Here is a 16,863-nt window from a genome sequence, read left to right as displayed (position 1 = left end):
ATGTTTGTAAAAATGTTTTTTTGTCCCCTATTGGGGTAAACGTAGCTTAAATGCTAGACTAGATTTTTAAGAATTTTCGAACAGACATAAAACTTCCCCAACCACCGATAACAACGCCAATGAGAAGGATTAAAAGACTTACTTGATATACAAACGGACTGTAAACTAAAGGCTTTAATAACTCTCCTGGAATACGTGCTGCAAGAAAATCATAAGCATAATAATAGCCCGAAGCGACTGCTGCAATTGGAATAATCGAACCGATTAATCCTAACCACATTCCTTCTAAAAGAAACGGCCAGCGAATAAACCAATTGGTCGCTCCTACTAGTTTCATAATCTCAATTTCACGACGTCTAGCGAAAATTGTAATTTTAATTGTATTAGAAATTAAAAACATCGCAGTAAATAATAGACCTACAATTAAAACTACACCAACATTCCGACTCGTATGTAAGATGCGAAATAAACTTTCGACCTTTTCTTCACCGTATACGGTCGAGTCAACAAATTCCATTTTCTCGATTTCCTTAGCCACCTTAGGTGTGTCAGTCGGTTTCTTCGTTTTTACAATAAATACATCATGCAATGGATTTTGTTGCTCTAGTAGGGAAAAGGCACTCCCCATCGTTGTAATTAAATGTTCAAGCTCATCTTCTTTGGATGAAAATGTCACAGACTCAACAAGCGGTAATTTTTCAAGCTTTTGCTTTAATTGATCTTGTTCTTCTACTGTTGCCGTTAAGTCAATATGCGTTCTAATTTCAACATCATTTTCAATGTCATGCGCAAATTTATTCATATTCATCATAATGACGATGAAAACACCAACAAGAAGAAGTGTAACCGTTACTGCACTAACAGAAGCAAATGTCATCCATCCGTTGCGGCGTAGGCTTTTGATACTTTCTTTAAAATGTCTTCGAAGCGTTCTAGCTTTCATATCCGTATTCCCCCCGTTGCTCATCACGGACGATTCTTCCAGCTTCAATTGCCACAACACGATGTTTAATTGTATTAACAATCTCTTTATTATGGGTTGCCATAATAATAGTCGTACCTTGCAAATTAATTTCCTCTAACAAACTCATAATTTCCCAAGACGTTTCTGGATCAAGATTTCCAGTAGGTTCATCTGCAATGACAAGTTTAGGCTTGTTTACAATCGATCTTGCAATGGAAACACGTTGCTGTTCTCCCCCCGATAACTCCGTTGGAAGCATTCTGACTTTATGTTTCAACCCAACCAATTCAAGTACTTCCATTACTTTCTTTTTTATTTCCGCCGGACGCTGCTCAATTACTTCTAAAGCAAACGCCACATTTTCAAAGACAGTTAACGTAGGAAGTAACCTGAAATCCTGAAAGACTACTCCGATATTTCTTCTTAAGTATGGTACTTGTTTATTTTTAAGCTTTGCCAAATCGATTCCATTCACAATAATCTTGCCTGAAGTTGGCTTTTCCTCACGATACATCATTTTAATAAATGTAGATTTTCCTGCACCACTTGGCCCAACTACATAGAGAAATTCGCCCTCATCGATGCGAATCGTTAATCCATTGGCTGCAATAATTCCATTGGAATATTTTTTTGTTACATTTTGCATGTCTATCATAATCATCACCTGGCCTATACCAACTTGTGCCATCGAAGTGGTTTTGTTCCTAACATGCAATATTTTTCAGAACAAAAAGATGGTTATTTCGTATGATTGTCCGCTTAGCGGCATTTATTGAGATGATTCGACATGTACTGACGAATCTTAGTCCCAAACTAATTATAACATCAGATTTTGATATGTTAAGAGAAATCTATATTACAATTTCATTTCAATTTTACGTTTCTCTATCAATATTCGAAACATTTCGCTAATCCCTTTTTCATATGACTTTTTACACAATAAAATAAGTCCTTTGGTTCTTGCCTAAAATGAAGTTAGCATGCCCTTTAGCCGGGGGGCTGAATGTTCATTGACTGACTTTGACTAGTTTTAAACTGAATCGGACTTTAGAGGATGGTTCACGGACAGTATGCCCGACTTTATACGAGATTCTGTCCATTAGGGAGCGCCTTTTGGACAGCGTACTTAATTTTATACGGGAAACAGGACTTTAAAGGATACCTTATGAACAATATGCACGATTTTTCACGAGATTCTGTCCATTATAGAATACCTCATGGACAATGTTCACGATACTGAACAAGAAACGGACTTTAGATCACATTTACAATAATATTCTTAAACTCAAACAAAAAAAACGCAATTGCTATCCGTGTAGCAATTGCGTTTTTTATTAACTTACTTTTTTTCTGCTAGCCATTCAGCGATTTTTTCTGCGTCTTCGCCTTTATAAATTCCTTTTGGCATTCCTGGTCTTCCGTTTTCAATTACGTCTAAAATTTCAGCTTCTGTTAACCTTGAGCCTACATCATTCAATGCAGGATAATTGCCACGACCTTCTAAGTTTTCACCATGACAACTAATACAGCTTCTATTTACAAGTTGTTCAGCATCCATCGCTGTGGCTTCACCGCCGTTACCGGCATTTTTATCTCCGCCGCCGCAAGCAGAAAGGATAATTGCCATCGTAACGCCCATTAATACAGTTAGAATTTTTTTCAACTGAATCCAGCTCCTTATAAATGATTGCTCTATTTTAGTATACCAACAATTCTTCTTTTTAAAACAATATTGCTCCAGCGTGTTAATGGGATTTTAAGCAATCAGAGATCATCCAGCCTTGACCTGCTTACGTTCGCTAAATTGTATCTGAAATGTGAAAGATGAGTACACAGAAACTTCATGTACTCATCTTTCGTCGTATTACAGTCTTGATCGTAAATAAGCATTAATAAATGGATCAATGTCACCATCGGCAACCGCATGAACATTTCCGACTTCCGTATTTGTCCGATGATCTTTTACCATTGAATATGGATGGTATACGTAAGAACGGATTTGGCTTCCCCAGCCAATTTCCTTTTGTTCCCCACGAATTTCCGCCATCGCTTTTTCTTGTTCTTCAATTTCGCGTTGATAAAGCTTTGCCTTCAAAAACTTCATCGCTTGCTCACGGTTTTTGATTTGTGAACGTTCGTTTTGACATGTAACAACAATTCCAGTTGGCGTATGTGTGATCCGTACGGCCGAGTCTGTCGTATTTACGTGCTGACCACCTGCACCACTTGCCCGATATGTGTCAATTTTAATATCTTCAGTGCGAATTTCAATCTCGATGTCGCCGGTAAATTCTGGCACCACATCACATGAAACGAAAGAAGTATGGCGACGACCTGAAGAATCAAATGGCGAGATGCGCACAAGGCGATGAACACCTTTTTCTGCTTTTAAATAGCCGTACGCATTATGGCCTTTAATGAGCAGCGTAACACTTTTGATCCCTGCTTCATCCCCCGGTAAATAGTCAATCGTTTCTACTTTAAAGCCTTTCTTCTCTGCCCAGCGCGTATACATGCGCAGAAGAATCGAACCCCAATCTTGCGATTCTGTTCCTCCCGCACCTGGGTGAAGTTCAAGCAATGCATTGTTTTTATCATACGGTTCACTTAGTAAAAGCTGTAACTCGAAGTCATTGAGACGGTGAATTAAATCTTTTAATTCCGCCTCAAGCTCTGCTTCAAGATCAGGATCTGCTTCTTCTTTTACAAGCTCCTGCGTCAGATCTAGATTCTCGTATGTTTCAGCAAGCTCTTTAAATTCGTTTACGACGTCCTTAATTCCATTTGCTTCATTGATAACGGCTTGCGCTGCTTGCTGGTCATCCCAGAATCCAGGTTCAAGCATTTTTTCATCAAGCTCAGCAATTCTTGTCTCTTTTTCATCTAAGTCAAAGAGACCCCCTAAAATCGGCTAACCGTTCTTTTGCTCTTTCCAATTCCGTTCTTACTTCAAATAATTCCATTTCTTCCACCTCGATTTTGAAAATTTCCTACGTTGTAAATCAGCTGTTCTTTTGTCAACTTATGCTAATCGACCGTGACAATGTTTATATTTTTTCCCGCTTCCACATGGACACGGTGTATTACGTCCAATATTTTCTGATTTACGAGCCGGCTGTTTTTTGACTGGACCGCCTTCCTCTTTCGGATTCACCGCTTGTCCTTTAGCGACTTCTTCGCGCTCAAGATTATTGCGAATTTCGGCCTTCATGACGTATTTTGCTGCATCTTCTTCAATTGCCGCTACCATACTTTCAAACATTGCGAAGCCTTCATGCTGATATTCTCTAAGTGGGTCAATTTGACCGTATGCTCGCAAGTGAATACCTTGACGCAATTGCTCCATCGCATCAATATGATCAATCCATTTCGTATCAACAGAACGAAGCAAGATGACCTTCTCAAATTCCCGCATTTGCTCAGGTGTTAATTTCTCTTCTTTTTCATCATAGCGAACTTTTACTTTCTCAAAAATAAGTTCGACCATCTCTTCCGGATCTTTTCTCATCAAATCATTGACGCTTATATCACCTTCAGGAAGTAAATTCGCACTTAAGTAATCAATAATCCCTTGTAAATTCCAATTTTCTTCGTCTTCCGTTTTTGGTGTGTATGCATCAACTGTTCTTTCAATGACAGAACGAATCATTCCTTCTAATATCTCACGAAGATTTTCCGATTCCATTACATCATTACGTTGTTGATACATAATTTCCCGTTGTTGCCTTAACACATCATCATATTGTAAAAGCTGTTTACGAGCATCAAAGTTATTCCCTTCGACTCGTTTTTGGGCGGATTCAACAGCTTTTGACACCATTCTACTTTGTATTGGCTGAGAATCATCCATTCCCATCCGTTCCATCATCGATTTCATGTTGTCAGAGCCAAAGCGACGCATGAGCTCGTCTTCCATTGATAAATAAAATTGGGTTACCCCAGGATCACCTTGACGTCCTGAACGACCACGAAGCTGATTATCGATTCTTCGTGATTCATGACGCTCGGTCCCAACTACCGCAAGGCCACCTAATTCTTTTACCCCTTCACCGAGCTTAATATCTGTTCCGCGTCCCGCCATATTTGTTGCAATTGTGACGGCTCCTTGTTGTCCAGCTTCCATAATGATTTCCGCTTCCCTGCCATGGTTTTTAGCGTTCAATACATTATGTCTAACCCCTTTTTTCGTCAGCATTGATGAGATTAACTCGGATGTTTCAATTGCTACCGTACCAACAAGGACCGGCTGTCCCATTTTATGGCGCTCGGCAATATCTTCAACTACCGCACGAAATTTCCCTTCCATCGAAGCATAAATTAAATCAGGGCGGTCTTCCCTCTCAATTGGTTTATTTGTTGGAATTGCAATAACGCGCATATTGTAGATGTTGCGAAACTCTTCTTCTTCTGTTTTCGCCGTTCCCGTCATCCCAGCAAGCTTTTCATACATTCTGAAAAAGTTTTGGAACGTAATTGTCGCCATTGTCATCGATTCGTTTTGAATATCGACTGCTTCTTTTGCCTCGATCGCTTGATGCAAGCCATCACTAAAGCGTCGCCCTTTCATCAATCGTCCTGTAAACTGATCGACGATGATGATTTCGCCTTCTTGTACGACATAATCAACATCAAGGTGCATGCTGACATGTGCTTTTAACGCTTGATTAATGTGGTGGTTTAAAGTCACATGCGTAATATCAAATAAGTTATCAATTCTAAAGGATCGTTCAGCCTTATTTATCCCTTCCTCTGTTAACTGAACCCCTTTTGTTTTTTCATCATACGTATAGTCTTCTTCTTTTTTCAACATGGTTACGAATGAGTTTGCCAATTTATACAATTGGGTGGATTTTTGTGCCTGTCCCGAAATAATAAGCGGTGTTCTCGCTTCATCAATTAAGATCGAGTCAACCTCGTCAATAACGGCAAAATGCAAAGGTCTTTGCACTCTTTGCTCTGTATAAAGAACCATATTGTCACGTAAATAATCGAAACCAAATTCATTATTTGTTCCATATGTGATATCAGCAGCATAAGCCGCTTGTTTTTCTTCTTTCGACATGCTGTTTAAGTTAATACCAACTGTTAAACCGAGAAACTCATAGAGCTCACCCATTTCCGTGGCGTCACGGCTTGCCAAGTATTCGTTGACTGTCACGACATGCACGCCTTTTCCGGTAAGCGCGTTTAAATAAACAGGCATCGTTGCTGTCAATGTTTTCCCTTCACCTGTTTTCATTTCAGCGATATTGCCTTCATGAAGGGCAGCTCCCCCCATAATTTGCACAGGATATGGATAAAGACCGAGTACTCTTCGCGCACCTTCACGAACAACAGCAAAAGCTTCAACAAGTAAATCATCCAATTGTTCGCCATCTTGATAACGCTTCTTGAACTCTTCCGTTTTTTCACGTAGCTGGTCATCCGTTAAAGCTTCCATTTGAGATGCCAAGTTCAATACTTGTTCAGCAATTTTATCAAGACGTTTTAATTCGCGTTTATTTGGATCAAAAAGTTTATTGAGAATAGCAACCATTCATAACGCTCCCTTTATTATCAATATATGGGCGATACTTATTCATTCTATCTATTTATTGAAAATAACCCATTTGTTATCGTCAATTCATTGATGTTATTTACACAAAAAGAGACTGACCATCTAATTAATTTTAACACTAATGGAAACCATGTTCAATGGTGGCGCGATTTAGCCATTAATCGCGAGTCATCTTTATCTATTGTAAAAATAGAGCCCCATACACAAGGGCCCCTGCAATAACGTAAGCAGGGTGGATTTTCCATTTTTCGAACAGTAGCAAGCTCACAACACCGATTAAAATTGTATGGAAATAGCCTGAACCATCCATTGATATCGAAGTAACAAAAAAATTCACAGTCATCATGCCAAGCAGCACAGCAATCACTGGTCGAACAAGCTGCGTCATTCTTTTCACTTGGGGGGAATTTTTAAAGGTTAATAATAAACTAAGCAAAGCCAGCATCATAATAAGTGAAGGAGCGATTGTAGCAAATAAAGCAACGATAGCTCCGAGAACTCCTGCCTGCTCATAGCCGATGTAACCCGCCATTTTTGTTGCAATCGGACCAGGAAGCGCATTGCCAAGTGCAAGTACTTCACTAAATTCATTCACCGTTAGCCACCCATAGCGTCCAACAACTTCATTTTCGATGAGAGGAATAGACGACGGGCCCCCGCCATAACCGAGAATGCCTGGAATAAAAAACGCCAGAAAGATTTGCCAGTAAATCATGATTGATCTCCTTTTTCACCTTTTTTTCTAAGAGGGAAGAAGGCCATTCCAAGTAAGGCAAGAATTAATATTGCAGGATGAATATTGAAAAATTGCATGAGCACAACACTTAATATGATTATAAATAATACCGGTATCCAGCCAAAGGATGCCCTCGACTTCTTAATAAAATCCCAAGTTAAGATTCCCATCAAAACACCGGCTACTGGGATGACAGCTTTGGACATTCCCGCAACCCACGGCTTATCTTTATGACTTGTAAGTAGTGTTAAAAAAATAATCATAAGTATGACCGTTGGGACGGCGGTGGCAATAAGCGCGTTGATCATGCCAAAAAATCCGCCCACTCTCCATCCGATATATCCAGCCATCTTCGTATTAATTGGACCAGGAAGTGTATTTGCTAGTGCAAGCACATCTGAGAACTCTTCATCATTCATCCATTTGAATGTTGTAACGACCTCGCGATGTACAAGCGGAATAGCAGAAGGTCCACCGCCAAATCCTAGAATGCCCGATCGAAAAAAAGCAATAAAAATGTCTGTTTGTTTCATGTAAAATCAGCTTCCTTCTAAAAAATAGAACAAATGTCTTTCCTAGGAACAGTCGCATGATTTTCTATCCGCTTCAGATAGGTCCTATTATAATCATAAAAATGCGGATATATGATCCCGTTTTACTGATTGATTATAGTTTCCTTCGACAAAAACATAAAAATCCTGAAGAAAAATCCATTTTCTTCAGGATTGATCATATATTTAGTTCGTTTCAATCAAGCCATACTTGCCGTCCCGGCGGCGATACACGATATGTGTTCCGTCTGTTTCAGCATCCGTATATATAAAGAAGCTATGTCCTAATAGGTTCATTTGCAAGACCGCTTCTTCACTATCCATTGGTTTTAAATCAAAGCGTTTCGTTCTGACAATATTTAATTCCTCTTCTTCCTCTTCAAGTGCAACAGCAGTATCATTCACCCTTGTTGAGAAGAACTCATTTACATTTCCTTTTTCACGGAATTTCCGATTCACTTTTGTTTTATGTTTACGAATTTGTCGTTCAAGTTTGTCTACAATTAGATCGACTGCCGCATATAAATCATCATGCGTCTCTTCAGCACGAAGCACAAGTTGCGGAATCGGTATTGTTACTTCGACTTTTGCTTTTTTATCTGGATTCACCTTCAAATTAACGTGAACGTTAGCTTCAGGAGATTCATTAAAATAACGGCCTAACTTGCTTACCTTCTTTTCGATGTGATCTCTTATTGCTTCTGTAACCTCGATGTTTTCTCCACGAATTTGGTAATTTAGCATATATAATTCCTCCTTATTTAAAGGCTATGTATATATACTTCTACATACCACAAGGAAATCCTTCTTAATCATCATAAATTTTTTGTCGAATTTGCAACAATTAGTGGAAAAAAGGCGAAATATGTTACAAGAGGTGCATTACGCCCAATTATTTACGTTTATCATAAAAAGCCCCATCATGCTGTTGTGTTGCCGCATACGGATTTGCGTATTTTCCAGCGGAAATTCTTTTCCTTGAAAGTTCATTGATATCTTTTTGAACCGTCGCTTGGATGTTAACAAGCAATGGCATCAACTCGCGATCTCGTTCCACTAACTTCTCTCCAAGGCTCTTTTCTTCTATCGAAAATGGTCCTTTGATGAGTGGCAGCAATTCTTCTCGCCCGCTTAGTAATTGCTCAATTTGCTCAATTGCCTGATCCCGATCTTGATGATCGATTGATTTTGCTAAAACAACGAGCTGTTCCGTAATGTGCAAACATTTCTTGATTACTTCCATTATACTCCGCCACTAGCCATTGTATGTTGCTGCTGGCGATTCACTTGAATGGCTTGCTTCCACGTATCTCTAAATTCCGTCATAAGCTCTTCTACTTCAATGAGCATCGCCGTATCATTATGAATATTGGCTTCGATTAATTTTCGATGTGCGTAATCATATAAAGCCATCATATTTTTCGAAATCGCCATATCCATATTTAACGTAACCATTAATTCTGAAATAATGTTTTGCGCTTTTTTGATATTTGTATTTTTTTCCTCAATTTGGTTCGCTTCTATTGCTTTTTTGGCCAAGTTAATAAATTTTAAACAACCATTATAGAGCATCAATGTTAGTTCTCCAGGTGATGCTGTCGTAACAGCATTCGTTTTATAAGCTTGGTACGGATTATTCCTTGCCATTTTTTCAACCCCTTATTCATTCACACACTAGCTTTCTTCAATAGCTGCCTTTAATAATTAAAAAACTGCTGCATGAGAAATGCTGACTGTTCATTTGCCCGTTGGATCGCCTTTTCCATCGCGGTAAATTGCTTCCAATAACGTGCTTCCACCATCTTCATCTTGACTTCAAAGCGATCGATTCCATCGCCAACATTTATTAGCTCACGACCAATCGCAAATTGCTGATTCGTGGAAGTCGCTCGGCCCGCTTTTTCTTGAATCTTCTTCATCGATGCATCAACAGTATCATACAATTTATGGATGATACCGCGATCAGCTCCAGTACCATTGCCGCGAAATAAATTCTCGACTGAAGTTGGATCTTCTTCAAGTGCCGCCTTTAACTTCGCTTCATTAATTTCTAGTTTTCCGCCTTCTAAGTAGTTTGCTGTCGTTGTAATTCCAATGCTTGCCAGTTGTTTGAATAGACCTTGTGTTTCAACCGGGTTGGACATATCAAGTCGCATTGCCGATAACACACTGGATAAAATCGGATCACCTTTTAGCAAACCGCTCCGAGCCATTTCTTCCCATTTTTCTTGTTGCTTTTCCGAAAGATCTTCACGCTCATCATCTGTAAGCGGCTTATAGCTGCGATGCTTTTCTTCGTTTAATTTTTTTCCAATTTCCGCAATTAACTCATTATATTGCTCCACAAACCCTTTAATGTTCTCAAACACTTGATTTGAATCATTGGCGACCGCGAGGGAAACCGTCCCATCGCTTTCTGTAAAGGTTTGTTTTAATGTGATCGTAACGCCACTCATATCGAAAGTGTTGGAATTGCGTTGCGTTTCAAGACCATTGATTGTGAATTTGGCGTTTGTACCGCCGGTTTCGTTATTTGCTTCATTATCAAATTTTAAAATTTTTGTAATGAAATCGCCATCGACATTAATTTCATTACCTTCATTAAAATCGCCGGTTTCTTTTCTCGTCAATGTCACTCGATCCGTAAAAGAATCGTAAAACATTGTCACACCAGCATCCGAATCGTTCACCTTGCGGATAACGCTATTTAACGTATCATTGTCAGTAATAAAAAACTGCTCATTTTGCTCACCTTTTGAGGTGTGCGTATTAATATTGAAAGTAGAGTAATTTTGCGTGTAGGTGACTTCAATTTTTACTTCTTGTTCTTTAATTTCTTCATTATCTTGATCAAAAGTAATTGTTCCTGTTTTTAGGTTGATTGTTCCGTATGAACCAAGTTGAGCATTGCCGTTTTCGTCTGCATTCCCAATTTCTATTTCCTGCCCATTGATCTTTATTGTAGCACTAGCAAGTCCCGTCGCCCCAACATTCCACATGGTTAACGGTGTTTCAGCATTTGCTGGATAAGTAAAATTTGCAGTTTTATTTTCGAGTACGTAATCCACTTTCACTACGCTATCCTTTGGTAATTCTTTACTAAAAACAAGTGTACCATCTTCCTCGATAAATACCTCGTTATCACCAATTTGCTCTTTATTAGTAGCAATCTCATATTTCTTACCGTTTACTTTTATGCTTGCCTCAAGGGGCTTGCCTTCAAGTTTCATCGTTTGGGTACTATTAAACGTTTTCGATTGAATGACACCAGACTTCCATTCGAAACTAGCACCTTCCTCAAACGACCCTAACTGACTCGCCAATGTTTTTGTTGGATCTATTTTATTATTTCCTTTAGATATTACACCGCCATTCACCCGTGTCGCCGCCGTAGCCAATTGTTCCACTTGAGAGATAGAATACGAAGCCTGTGCTGCCCCGCTCGTAACCGTTGCTGATACGCGGTCATCATTTGACGATGTTACTGTTCTTGCTCGATAATTTGCTGTTAATTTCAATTGCGAAAGTTTATCGCGAAAATTAAGCATAAGTGTGTTGATTGATCGGAAATCATCACGCTTCCATTCTAATAATTGCTTTTTCTGTTTTAATTTATCTAATGGCATTCGCTCAGCCATCATTAAGTTTTTTACAATCGAATCAATGTCCATGCCGCTTGCTAATCCAGCTATCCGCATGTTCATCACTCCTTTCAACCGTTAAATCTTTTTATCGACCATTAAGCCAAGAAATTCCGTCATGGCTGCAAACATGTCTAGCATTTTTTTCGGAGGTATTTCTTTCACAATCTCTTTCGTCACTTCATCCACGATCGTCACGTAATATTCATTTAATTTGTCATGAAACTCAAACTTTAAATTCGTATGTGTTGTCGCTTTTAAAAAATCGTTCAATCCGTCCACGATTTTTTCAACTTGTTGCTTGGAAGGAATGATATCTGGTTGTAAATGCTCCTTTGATGAGATTGCCTCATTTGTAATATAAGTAGTCTCCATTTTATTTGATGACGTGCCAACTACCGATGTTGATGAAAAATCTCCCACCATTTTCACCATTCAGCTTCTCCCCTTCAGACAAATATGTATATACTTACTCATAATATCGACAGAGGCATGAATTAGTTTAACCTAATAAGGTTTAGTTTTTTGTTAATTCGCTCCTTTTCATGCCACTTATTTCAAGCATCATCAAGGTAAATACCCATTCTCTTCTATTTTACTCTCCTTAGCACCCTTATTGTGAAATTGCGCATATTTACGTACGAGAATTTTCATTCTTATCGCCCAAAGAGACTTCCGTCGGCCGATTTGATCTTGGAAAACTTTTCAGATTTGGTGGGCGTCCATTCGGTTTTGACCGTCCGCTTGGAGTTGGTTTGGGGTTCGGTTTGCCATTTTTGGCGGGCTTGCAACTGGGGACTTACTAGCAGGATCATTTGAATATGCTACCCATATGGTTTTTATTAATTTTTATTGGGGGAGCTTTGGATCTTATCACTAATTCGTAAAAAGAAGGTCCTCACAGGTTGATAGATAGTCAAGACTTGTAAGCCTTTTGCTTTAGAAGTCTTTTTAGTATTTGAGCAACTGAAAGAGAGCTTCGAGATAATTTACTCCCTTTTAGGGAATAACAAAATAGAAGGAAATTTTTCTTAAAGGAGAGAAATCAATGAAAAACAAAGCTCTGCTTACAACAGTTGCACTTGGTGCAGCTTATTTAATGAGAAATGAAAAAGCACGAAACAAGCTCAAAAACCAGGTAAAAGAATTTGCATCTTCAATTAGTTTAAAATAATGACTAGAAGCCGATTTGACATTTTTACTTCAAATCGGCTTTCATCCTTTCATATTTATTTCAACGCTTTGTATTGCTCGTTATATTCCTCAATCACCTTGCTTCCACCTTGTTTTAGCCAGTTTTCAACAGCTGCATCAAATCCAGCTTCATCCGTTTGACCGAGTAAATATTTGTATGTTGCGTCTTCAATGATTTGTGTTAACCTCTCTGAATAAGTGGTAAATGTTTCTGAGTCTAATGGGACTGTTGGGTTATGAACTAAATAGTTGTCGTTATCCTTATAAAGTTCATCTGCTTTTGCTCTTGGTTCGTATTCAAAATATCCATCATATCTTCCATTTGTTTCTGGTTCACCAATTTCAAACGGAGTGTACGGTCGAATTTCCCGATCATAAGCAGTTAAGTTTTCTTGAATAATGGATGCTTTGCCATCAATCACTTCATAATGTTCTCCTTCAATTCCCCAATATAATAAATTAGAGCCTTCTGGAGTCATTAAATAGTCAAAAAATGCAAGAATGCTTTTTAATTCTTCCTCGGTTTTCACAGCAGATTTTGGAAACATGAGCAGGCTACCATATCCGGGGATCGAACGAGTTCGATATTCTCCTTCAGGTCCTTCAATATAGTGATGGACATCAAACTCAATATCAGGATTGATTGTTTTTGCGTCTTCATATAATGTAATGACATCGCCCATCGTACCGATATAAATTCCAGCCGTTCCGTTTTTCAACATTGCTTGCTGATCGGTTTTACTTGTTACCGGCGCATCTGTGTTAATGTACCCGTTATCAAATAATTTTTTAAAATAGGTTAACGTATCTTTATACTCCGGAAACATAAACTCTGGAAGAAGTTGCCCATCCTTTTCTCCCCATTCATTCGGGGCTCCGTGCCACGTCAAAAAGTTATTAAATGTTCCTAAAATCCCGCGGTCTGTTAAACCGATCGTATCTTTCACTCCATTTCCATCTGGGTCATCTTCTGTAAAAGCTCGCATCATTTCATATAACTCATCTAAATTGGTCGGCGCTGAAAGCCCTAATTTATCGGCCCAATCCTTTCGGTAAATAAGCCCTTGACGGGATAAAGGTCTTCCTGCATATAAAGAATAAAGCTTTCCATCAACTAATGTATTATTTAAAATTTCCTGCTTTAACTTGCTTAAGTTTTCAAACTCGTCAAGGTATGGACCGATTTCCCAATATTGTCCATCACGAATCGCCCCTTTTTGCTGTTCAAACGTCACAGTTTTTATAAGAAAAACCTGTGGAAGACTGCCTGTTGCGATTGTTGCATTTAATCTTTCTTCATATGTATTATCTGGAATCCATTGGATATTCAATTTTGTATTCGTCGCTTCTTCAAGCATCGTTTGCAATCTTTTATCTGGTACTTCGGGAACGTGTAAATTAAACATTAATGAAAATTCTGTCGGTTTATTTTCCTGCTTGTCTATTGATTCTTTATTATTTGTTTCTGACGCTCGCTCACCTTGACAAGCACTAAGTAACATCGTAAAAGCAATCAATATACATACAAACCACTTTCCGTTTCTCATATAAAACTCCCCCTTAATTATACACCTTGCGAAAACGCCTTCATTTTCACCTCCAAAAATAACAACGTTGTTAATGAAGTATACAGAATTGGGATTATATTGTAAATAGTGATATAAGACTATTTGGAATTTTACAGAAAAAGCACCTCAAACAAATGAGGCACTCTTTCCTTTATTCATTTTTTTGAATGCATTATATGCTGGTTTCATAACAATCAAAGCAAGGATATTACCACTACAAATAATTAGCAGTGGAGGGGCGAACGATAATAAAAAGAGAATGCCGCCGCTAGCAACAAGCATCATGACCGTAGAAATTGGATTCATGATCATAACGAAAAATGAGTTTTTTATCACATCTCTTAATTTCATTTCGTAATGGACAAACATCGGAAATAGATAAAATAAAGTGCAAATAAACAGCAGCACAAAAATCCAAAAGGGAATAAATAATATTTGGAGCGACATCGTTTTGATAAAATAATAATCAATATACAACACTAGACTAAATGAAGTAATGATGATCCCAAGTATATTGCTTTTGAAAAATTCCTTTTTATATGAGCTGAAAAAAGTTTTAAAAATAGGGGTATCAAGCTCTCCCATCGCCCATTTTCGCACGACAGCAAACATGGCCGTCGTTGCGGGATAAATTCCAAATAGAACGAATCCCGCAAACATCCCACCAATCCATAATAAATTTACGTAGGCAAGTTTTGTCACCCAATCCAACAGGCGATATAATCCGCCCATAAATCCCGAAGCCGTTTCCATCATTCACCCCTCCTTTAATTATCCTTTTAGCCCGCTCGTACTAATTCCTTCCACCACATAACGCTGGAACATGAAAAAGATGATAAAGACAGGAATGAGTGAAACAACAGACATCGCAAACATCGCTCCCCAATTTGATACAGTTTCATTACTAAGAAACATATTTAATGCCATGGAAACCGTATATTTACTTGGGCTGTTTAAATAAAGAACAGGGCCAAGCAAGGAGTCCCATGTCCAGTAAAATGAGAAGATCGCTGCTGTCGCAAGCGCTGGCGTGATTAATGGCAAAATGATTTTATAAAAGATTTTAAATGTTCCACACCCGTCAATCGTTGCTGCTTCATCCAATTCTCTTGGAATCGTACGAATAAACTGAACGAGCAGGAAAATAAAAAATGGATGTCCAAAGTAGGCCGGAATGACAAGTGGTTTGATCGAGTTCAACCAATCAAGCTTTGCAAAGATAATATATTGAGGAATCATCACGACTTCGTAAGGTAACATTAATGTGACCATCATTAACGCAAACCAAAACCCTCTGCCAAAAAATTGCAATCTTGCAAAACCAAAAGCGATTAAGGCGGATGAGACAACTTGGCCAATCATCGTTAAGACGACAAGTACTGCCGTGTTTTTAATAAAGATGCCAAAGCCAATTCCACCAATTCCTTGCCAGCCTTGTGAATAGTTCTCCCAAACCCATGGATCGGGAATAAGCGATTTTGCTGTAATAAAAATCGATGAGCTTGGCTTGAATGAACTCATGATGAGCCAAATGACCGGATATAACATAAGGATCGCAAATGCGCCGACGATGATGTGATAAACCCACCATTTAGCCAACTTGCCCGCTTTAGATGGTTCTCTGGATTCAATTGAATCGACTGATTTTACCGTCTCTGTCTTCATCAATTAGTTACCTCCTTCCGACTCATAATGAACCCAAAACTTAGATGTGGAAAAAACAACTGCTGTTAACACACCGACGATGATGAGCATCACCCAAGCCATCGCAGATGCATAGCCCATATTGAAGAATTCGAAGCCTTGTTTGAACAGATATAGTGAGTAGAGCAATGTCCCGTCAAGCGGACCTCCAGTCCCTTTCGAAATGATAAACGCTGGAACAAACGTCATAAAGGCCGCGATCGTTTGCATAATCGTATTAAATAAAATAACCGGACTGAGCATTGGCAATGTAATTTTAAAGAATTTTTGCCAAAAGTTCGCTCCGTCTACGCTTGCCGCTTCATAATATGTCGACGGAATCCCTTTTAATCCAGCAAGGAAGATAAGCATTGAAGAACCAAATTGCCAAACAGATAAAAAGATTAACATCCATAGTGCCGCAAGTGGGTCCCCGAACCAACGCACACCTGGAAGACCGATAAGTGTAAGCGCAAGATTTACGATCCCTGTATCGCCAAAGATATTTCTCCACATAATCGCTACTGCGACACTTCCTCCAATTAATGAAGGTAAATAAAATAGCGTTCGGTACAATCCTACGGCTCTTGAAGTCGTATTTAAAATCATTGCAATTAACAATGCAAAAGCAAGCCTTAATGGAACCCCACCAAACACATAAATAAGCGTAACCTTTAATGATTGCCAATATCTTGCATCTTCCGTAAACATTTTTTTGAAATTGTCTAAACCAATCCATGACGGTGGTGAAAATAAATTATATTTTGTAAATGAAAAATATAATGAAGTTAATATTGGAATGAGGGTAAATGCTAGAAAACCAATAACAAAGGGGCTAATAAATAGATAGCCTCTGAGATTTTGCTTAAATGCTCGAGTACTCATTTTTCTGTCTCCTTTCTCATGGAAGTAAACGATAGCTAAAAAAACAGGATCCTCCGCCTACTTGCGGACGAAGGAACCTAATAA

17 protein-coding genes are annotated in these 16,863 nt (G+C 38.6%); 1 reads left to right on the top strand and 16 read right to left on the bottom strand.

What is annotated here, in order from left to right; translation table 11 throughout:
• Positions 1–58: 58 nt before the first annotated feature.
• From ftsX to flaG, 12 genes are all read right to left on the bottom strand, one after another.
• Positions 59–943, bottom strand: coding sequence for a permease-like cell division protein FtsX (gene ftsX, locus KHA95_RS09785; protein WP_213137307.1), 885 nt, complete (start codon positions 941–943; stop codon positions 59–61).
• Positions 933–1,619 carry a cell division ATP-binding protein FtsE gene (gene ftsE / locus KHA95_RS09780; protein WP_213137306.1) on the bottom strand — a complete coding sequence of 229 codons (687 nt, stop codon included), beginning with the start codon at positions 1,617–1,619 and terminating at the stop codon, positions 933–935. Before ftsE ends, ftsX begins: the two co-directional genes overlap by 11 nt.
• Before the next feature lie 684 nt (positions 1,620–2,303).
• A complete protein-coding gene (gene cccB / locus KHA95_RS09775) occupies positions 2,304–2,627 on the bottom strand; it encodes a cytochrome c551 (protein WP_349305456.1) in 324 nt (107 codons plus the stop codon).
• 201 nt (positions 2,628–2,828) lie between these two features.
• Positions 2,829–3,927 (bottom strand): peptide chain release factor 2 gene (prfB, locus tag KHA95_RS09770; RefSeq protein WP_213137305.1). Its coding sequence is split into 2 segments (ribosomal slippage): positions 2,829–3,854 and positions 3,856–3,927, totalling 1,098 coding nucleotides; the frame shifts between segments, so codons are not numbered across the junction.
• A gap of 59 nt (positions 3,928–3,986) precedes the next feature.
• Entirely contained in the window at positions 3,987–6,500 is a 2,514-nt protein-coding gene (gene secA / locus KHA95_RS09765) for a preprotein translocase subunit SecA (RefSeq protein ID WP_213137304.1), read from the bottom strand.
• Between the two features lie 199 nt (positions 6,501–6,699).
• Positions 6,700–7,236 (bottom strand): chromate transporter, encoded by a 537-nt coding sequence (locus tag KHA95_RS09760; RefSeq protein ID WP_213137303.1) that lies wholly within the window; start codon positions 7,234–7,236, stop codon positions 6,700–6,702.
• Positions 7,233–7,790, bottom strand: a complete 558-nt coding sequence (locus KHA95_RS09755) for a chromate transporter (RefSeq protein WP_213137302.1) — start codon at positions 7,788–7,790, stop codon at positions 7,233–7,235. The genes KHA95_RS09760 and KHA95_RS09755 overlap by 4 nt, the downstream gene beginning before the upstream one ends.
• A 204-nt stretch (positions 7,791–7,994) precedes the next feature.
• Complete coding sequence (hpf, locus tag KHA95_RS09750; RefSeq protein ID WP_213137301.1) at positions 7,995–8,552, bottom strand: ribosome hibernation-promoting factor, HPF/YfiA family; 558 nt, start codon at positions 8,550–8,552, stop codon at positions 7,995–7,997.
• A 148-nt stretch (positions 8,553–8,700) separates the two neighbouring features.
• Positions 8,701–9,051 carry a flagellar protein FliT gene (fliT, locus tag KHA95_RS09745; RefSeq protein WP_213137300.1) on the bottom strand — a complete coding sequence of 117 codons (351 nt, stop codon included), beginning with the start codon at positions 9,049–9,051 and terminating at the stop codon, positions 8,701–8,703.
• On the bottom strand, positions 9,051–9,455 hold the full coding sequence (fliS, locus tag KHA95_RS09740) for a flagellar export chaperone FliS (RefSeq protein ID WP_213137299.1): 405 nt from the start codon (positions 9,453–9,455) through the stop codon (positions 9,051–9,053). Before fliS ends, fliT begins: the two co-directional genes overlap by 1 nt.
• A 50-nt stretch (positions 9,456–9,505) precedes the next feature.
• A complete protein-coding gene (gene fliD, locus KHA95_RS09735) occupies positions 9,506–11,506 on the bottom strand; it encodes a flagellar filament capping protein FliD (protein WP_213137298.1) in 2,001 nt (666 codons plus the stop codon).
• A 21-nt stretch (positions 11,507–11,527) separates the two neighbouring features.
• A complete protein-coding gene (gene flaG / locus KHA95_RS09730; protein WP_213137536.1) occupies positions 11,528–11,875 on the bottom strand; it encodes a flagellar protein FlaG in 348 nt (115 codons plus the stop codon).
• 622 nt (positions 11,876–12,497) lie between these two features.
• Between flaG and KHA95_RS23160 the strand changes: the two genes are divergently transcribed.
• Complete coding sequence (locus KHA95_RS23160) at positions 12,498–12,623, top strand: hypothetical protein (protein ID WP_283248153.1); 126 nt, start codon at positions 12,498–12,500, stop codon at positions 12,621–12,623.
• A 55-nt stretch (positions 12,624–12,678) separates the two neighbouring features.
• Here KHA95_RS23160 and KHA95_RS09725 read toward each other — a convergent pair whose 3' ends face one another.
• From KHA95_RS09725 to KHA95_RS09710, 4 genes are all read right to left on the bottom strand, one after another.
• Entirely contained in the window at positions 12,679–14,190 is a 1,512-nt protein-coding gene (locus KHA95_RS09725) for an extracellular solute-binding protein (protein ID WP_213137297.1), read from the bottom strand.
• A 147-nt stretch (positions 14,191–14,337) separates the two neighbouring features.
• The gene (locus tag KHA95_RS09720; RefSeq protein WP_213137296.1) at positions 14,338–14,964 is read right to left on the bottom strand and encodes a YesL family protein; all 627 of its coding nucleotides are present in this window, start codon (positions 14,962–14,964) and stop codon (positions 14,338–14,340) included.
• An 18-nt stretch (positions 14,965–14,982) separates the two neighbouring features.
• The gene (locus KHA95_RS09715; protein ID WP_213137535.1) at positions 14,983–15,876 is read right to left on the bottom strand and encodes a carbohydrate ABC transporter permease; all 894 of its coding nucleotides are present in this window, start codon (positions 15,874–15,876) and stop codon (positions 14,983–14,985) included.
• A 3-nt stretch (positions 15,877–15,879) separates the two neighbouring features.
• Positions 15,880–16,779 carry a carbohydrate ABC transporter permease gene (locus KHA95_RS09710; RefSeq protein WP_213137295.1) on the bottom strand — a complete coding sequence of 300 codons (900 nt, stop codon included), beginning with the start codon at positions 16,777–16,779 and terminating at the stop codon, positions 15,880–15,882.
• Between the last annotated feature and the right edge of the window lie 84 nt (positions 16,780–16,863).

Origin of the sequence: Bacillus sp. FJAT-50079 (assembly GCF_018343515.1) — a bacterium.
Taxonomy (GTDB): Bacteria; Bacillota; Bacilli; order Bacillales; family Bacillaceae_C; genus Lederbergia.
This window is presented reverse-complemented; position numbering and strand designations above follow the sequence as displayed.

Excerpts from the sequence above, each read along its gene's own strand:
- fliT (WP_213137300.1), bottom strand. The coding sequence starts at position 9,051 with ATGGAAGTAATCAAGAAATGTTTGCACATTACGGAACAGCTCGTTGTT.
- KHA95_RS23160 (WP_283248153.1), top strand. The coding sequence starts at position 12,498 with ATGAAAAACAAAGCTCTGCTTACAACAGTTGCACTTGGTGCAGCTTAT.
- ftsE (WP_213137306.1), bottom strand. The coding sequence starts at position 1,619 with ATGATAGACATGCAAAATGTAACAAAAAAATATTCCAATGGAATTATT.
- flaG (WP_213137536.1), bottom strand. The coding sequence starts at position 11,875 with ATGGTGGGAGATTTTTCATCAACATCGGTAGTTGGCACGTCATCAAAT.
- KHA95_RS09755 (WP_213137302.1), bottom strand. The coding sequence starts at position 7,790 with ATGAAACAAACAGACATTTTTATTGCTTTTTTTCGATCGGGCATTCTA.
- KHA95_RS09760 (WP_213137303.1), bottom strand. The coding sequence starts at position 7,236 with ATGATTTACTGGCAAATCTTTCTGGCGTTTTTTATTCCAGGCATTCTC.
- ftsX (WP_213137307.1), bottom strand. The coding sequence starts at position 943 with ATGAAAGCTAGAACGCTTCGAAGACATTTTAAAGAAAGTATCAAAAGC.
- KHA95_RS09720 (WP_213137296.1), bottom strand. The coding sequence starts at position 14,964 with ATGGAAACGGCTTCGGGATTTATGGGCGGATTATATCGCCTGTTGGAT.
- secA (WP_213137304.1), bottom strand. The coding sequence starts at position 6,500 with ATGGTTGCTATTCTCAATAAACTTTTTGATCCAAATAAACGCGAATTA.
- fliD (WP_213137298.1), bottom strand. The coding sequence starts at position 11,506 with ATGCGGATAGCTGGATTAGCAAGCGGCATGGACATTGATTCGATTGTA.
- hpf (WP_213137301.1), bottom strand. The coding sequence starts at position 8,552 with ATGCTAAATTACCAAATTCGTGGAGAAAACATCGAGGTTACAGAAGCA.
- KHA95_RS09725 (WP_213137297.1), bottom strand. The coding sequence starts at position 14,190 with ATGAGAAACGGAAAGTGGTTTGTATGTATATTGATTGCTTTTACGATG.
- fliS (WP_213137299.1), bottom strand. The coding sequence starts at position 9,455 with ATGGCAAGGAATAATCCGTACCAAGCTTATAAAACGAATGCTGTTACG.
- KHA95_RS09715 (WP_213137535.1), bottom strand. The coding sequence starts at position 15,876 with ATGAAGACAGAGACGGTAAAATCAGTCGATTCAATTGAATCCAGAGAA.
- KHA95_RS09710 (WP_213137295.1), bottom strand. The coding sequence starts at position 16,779 with ATGAGTACTCGAGCATTTAAGCAAAATCTCAGAGGCTATCTATTTATT.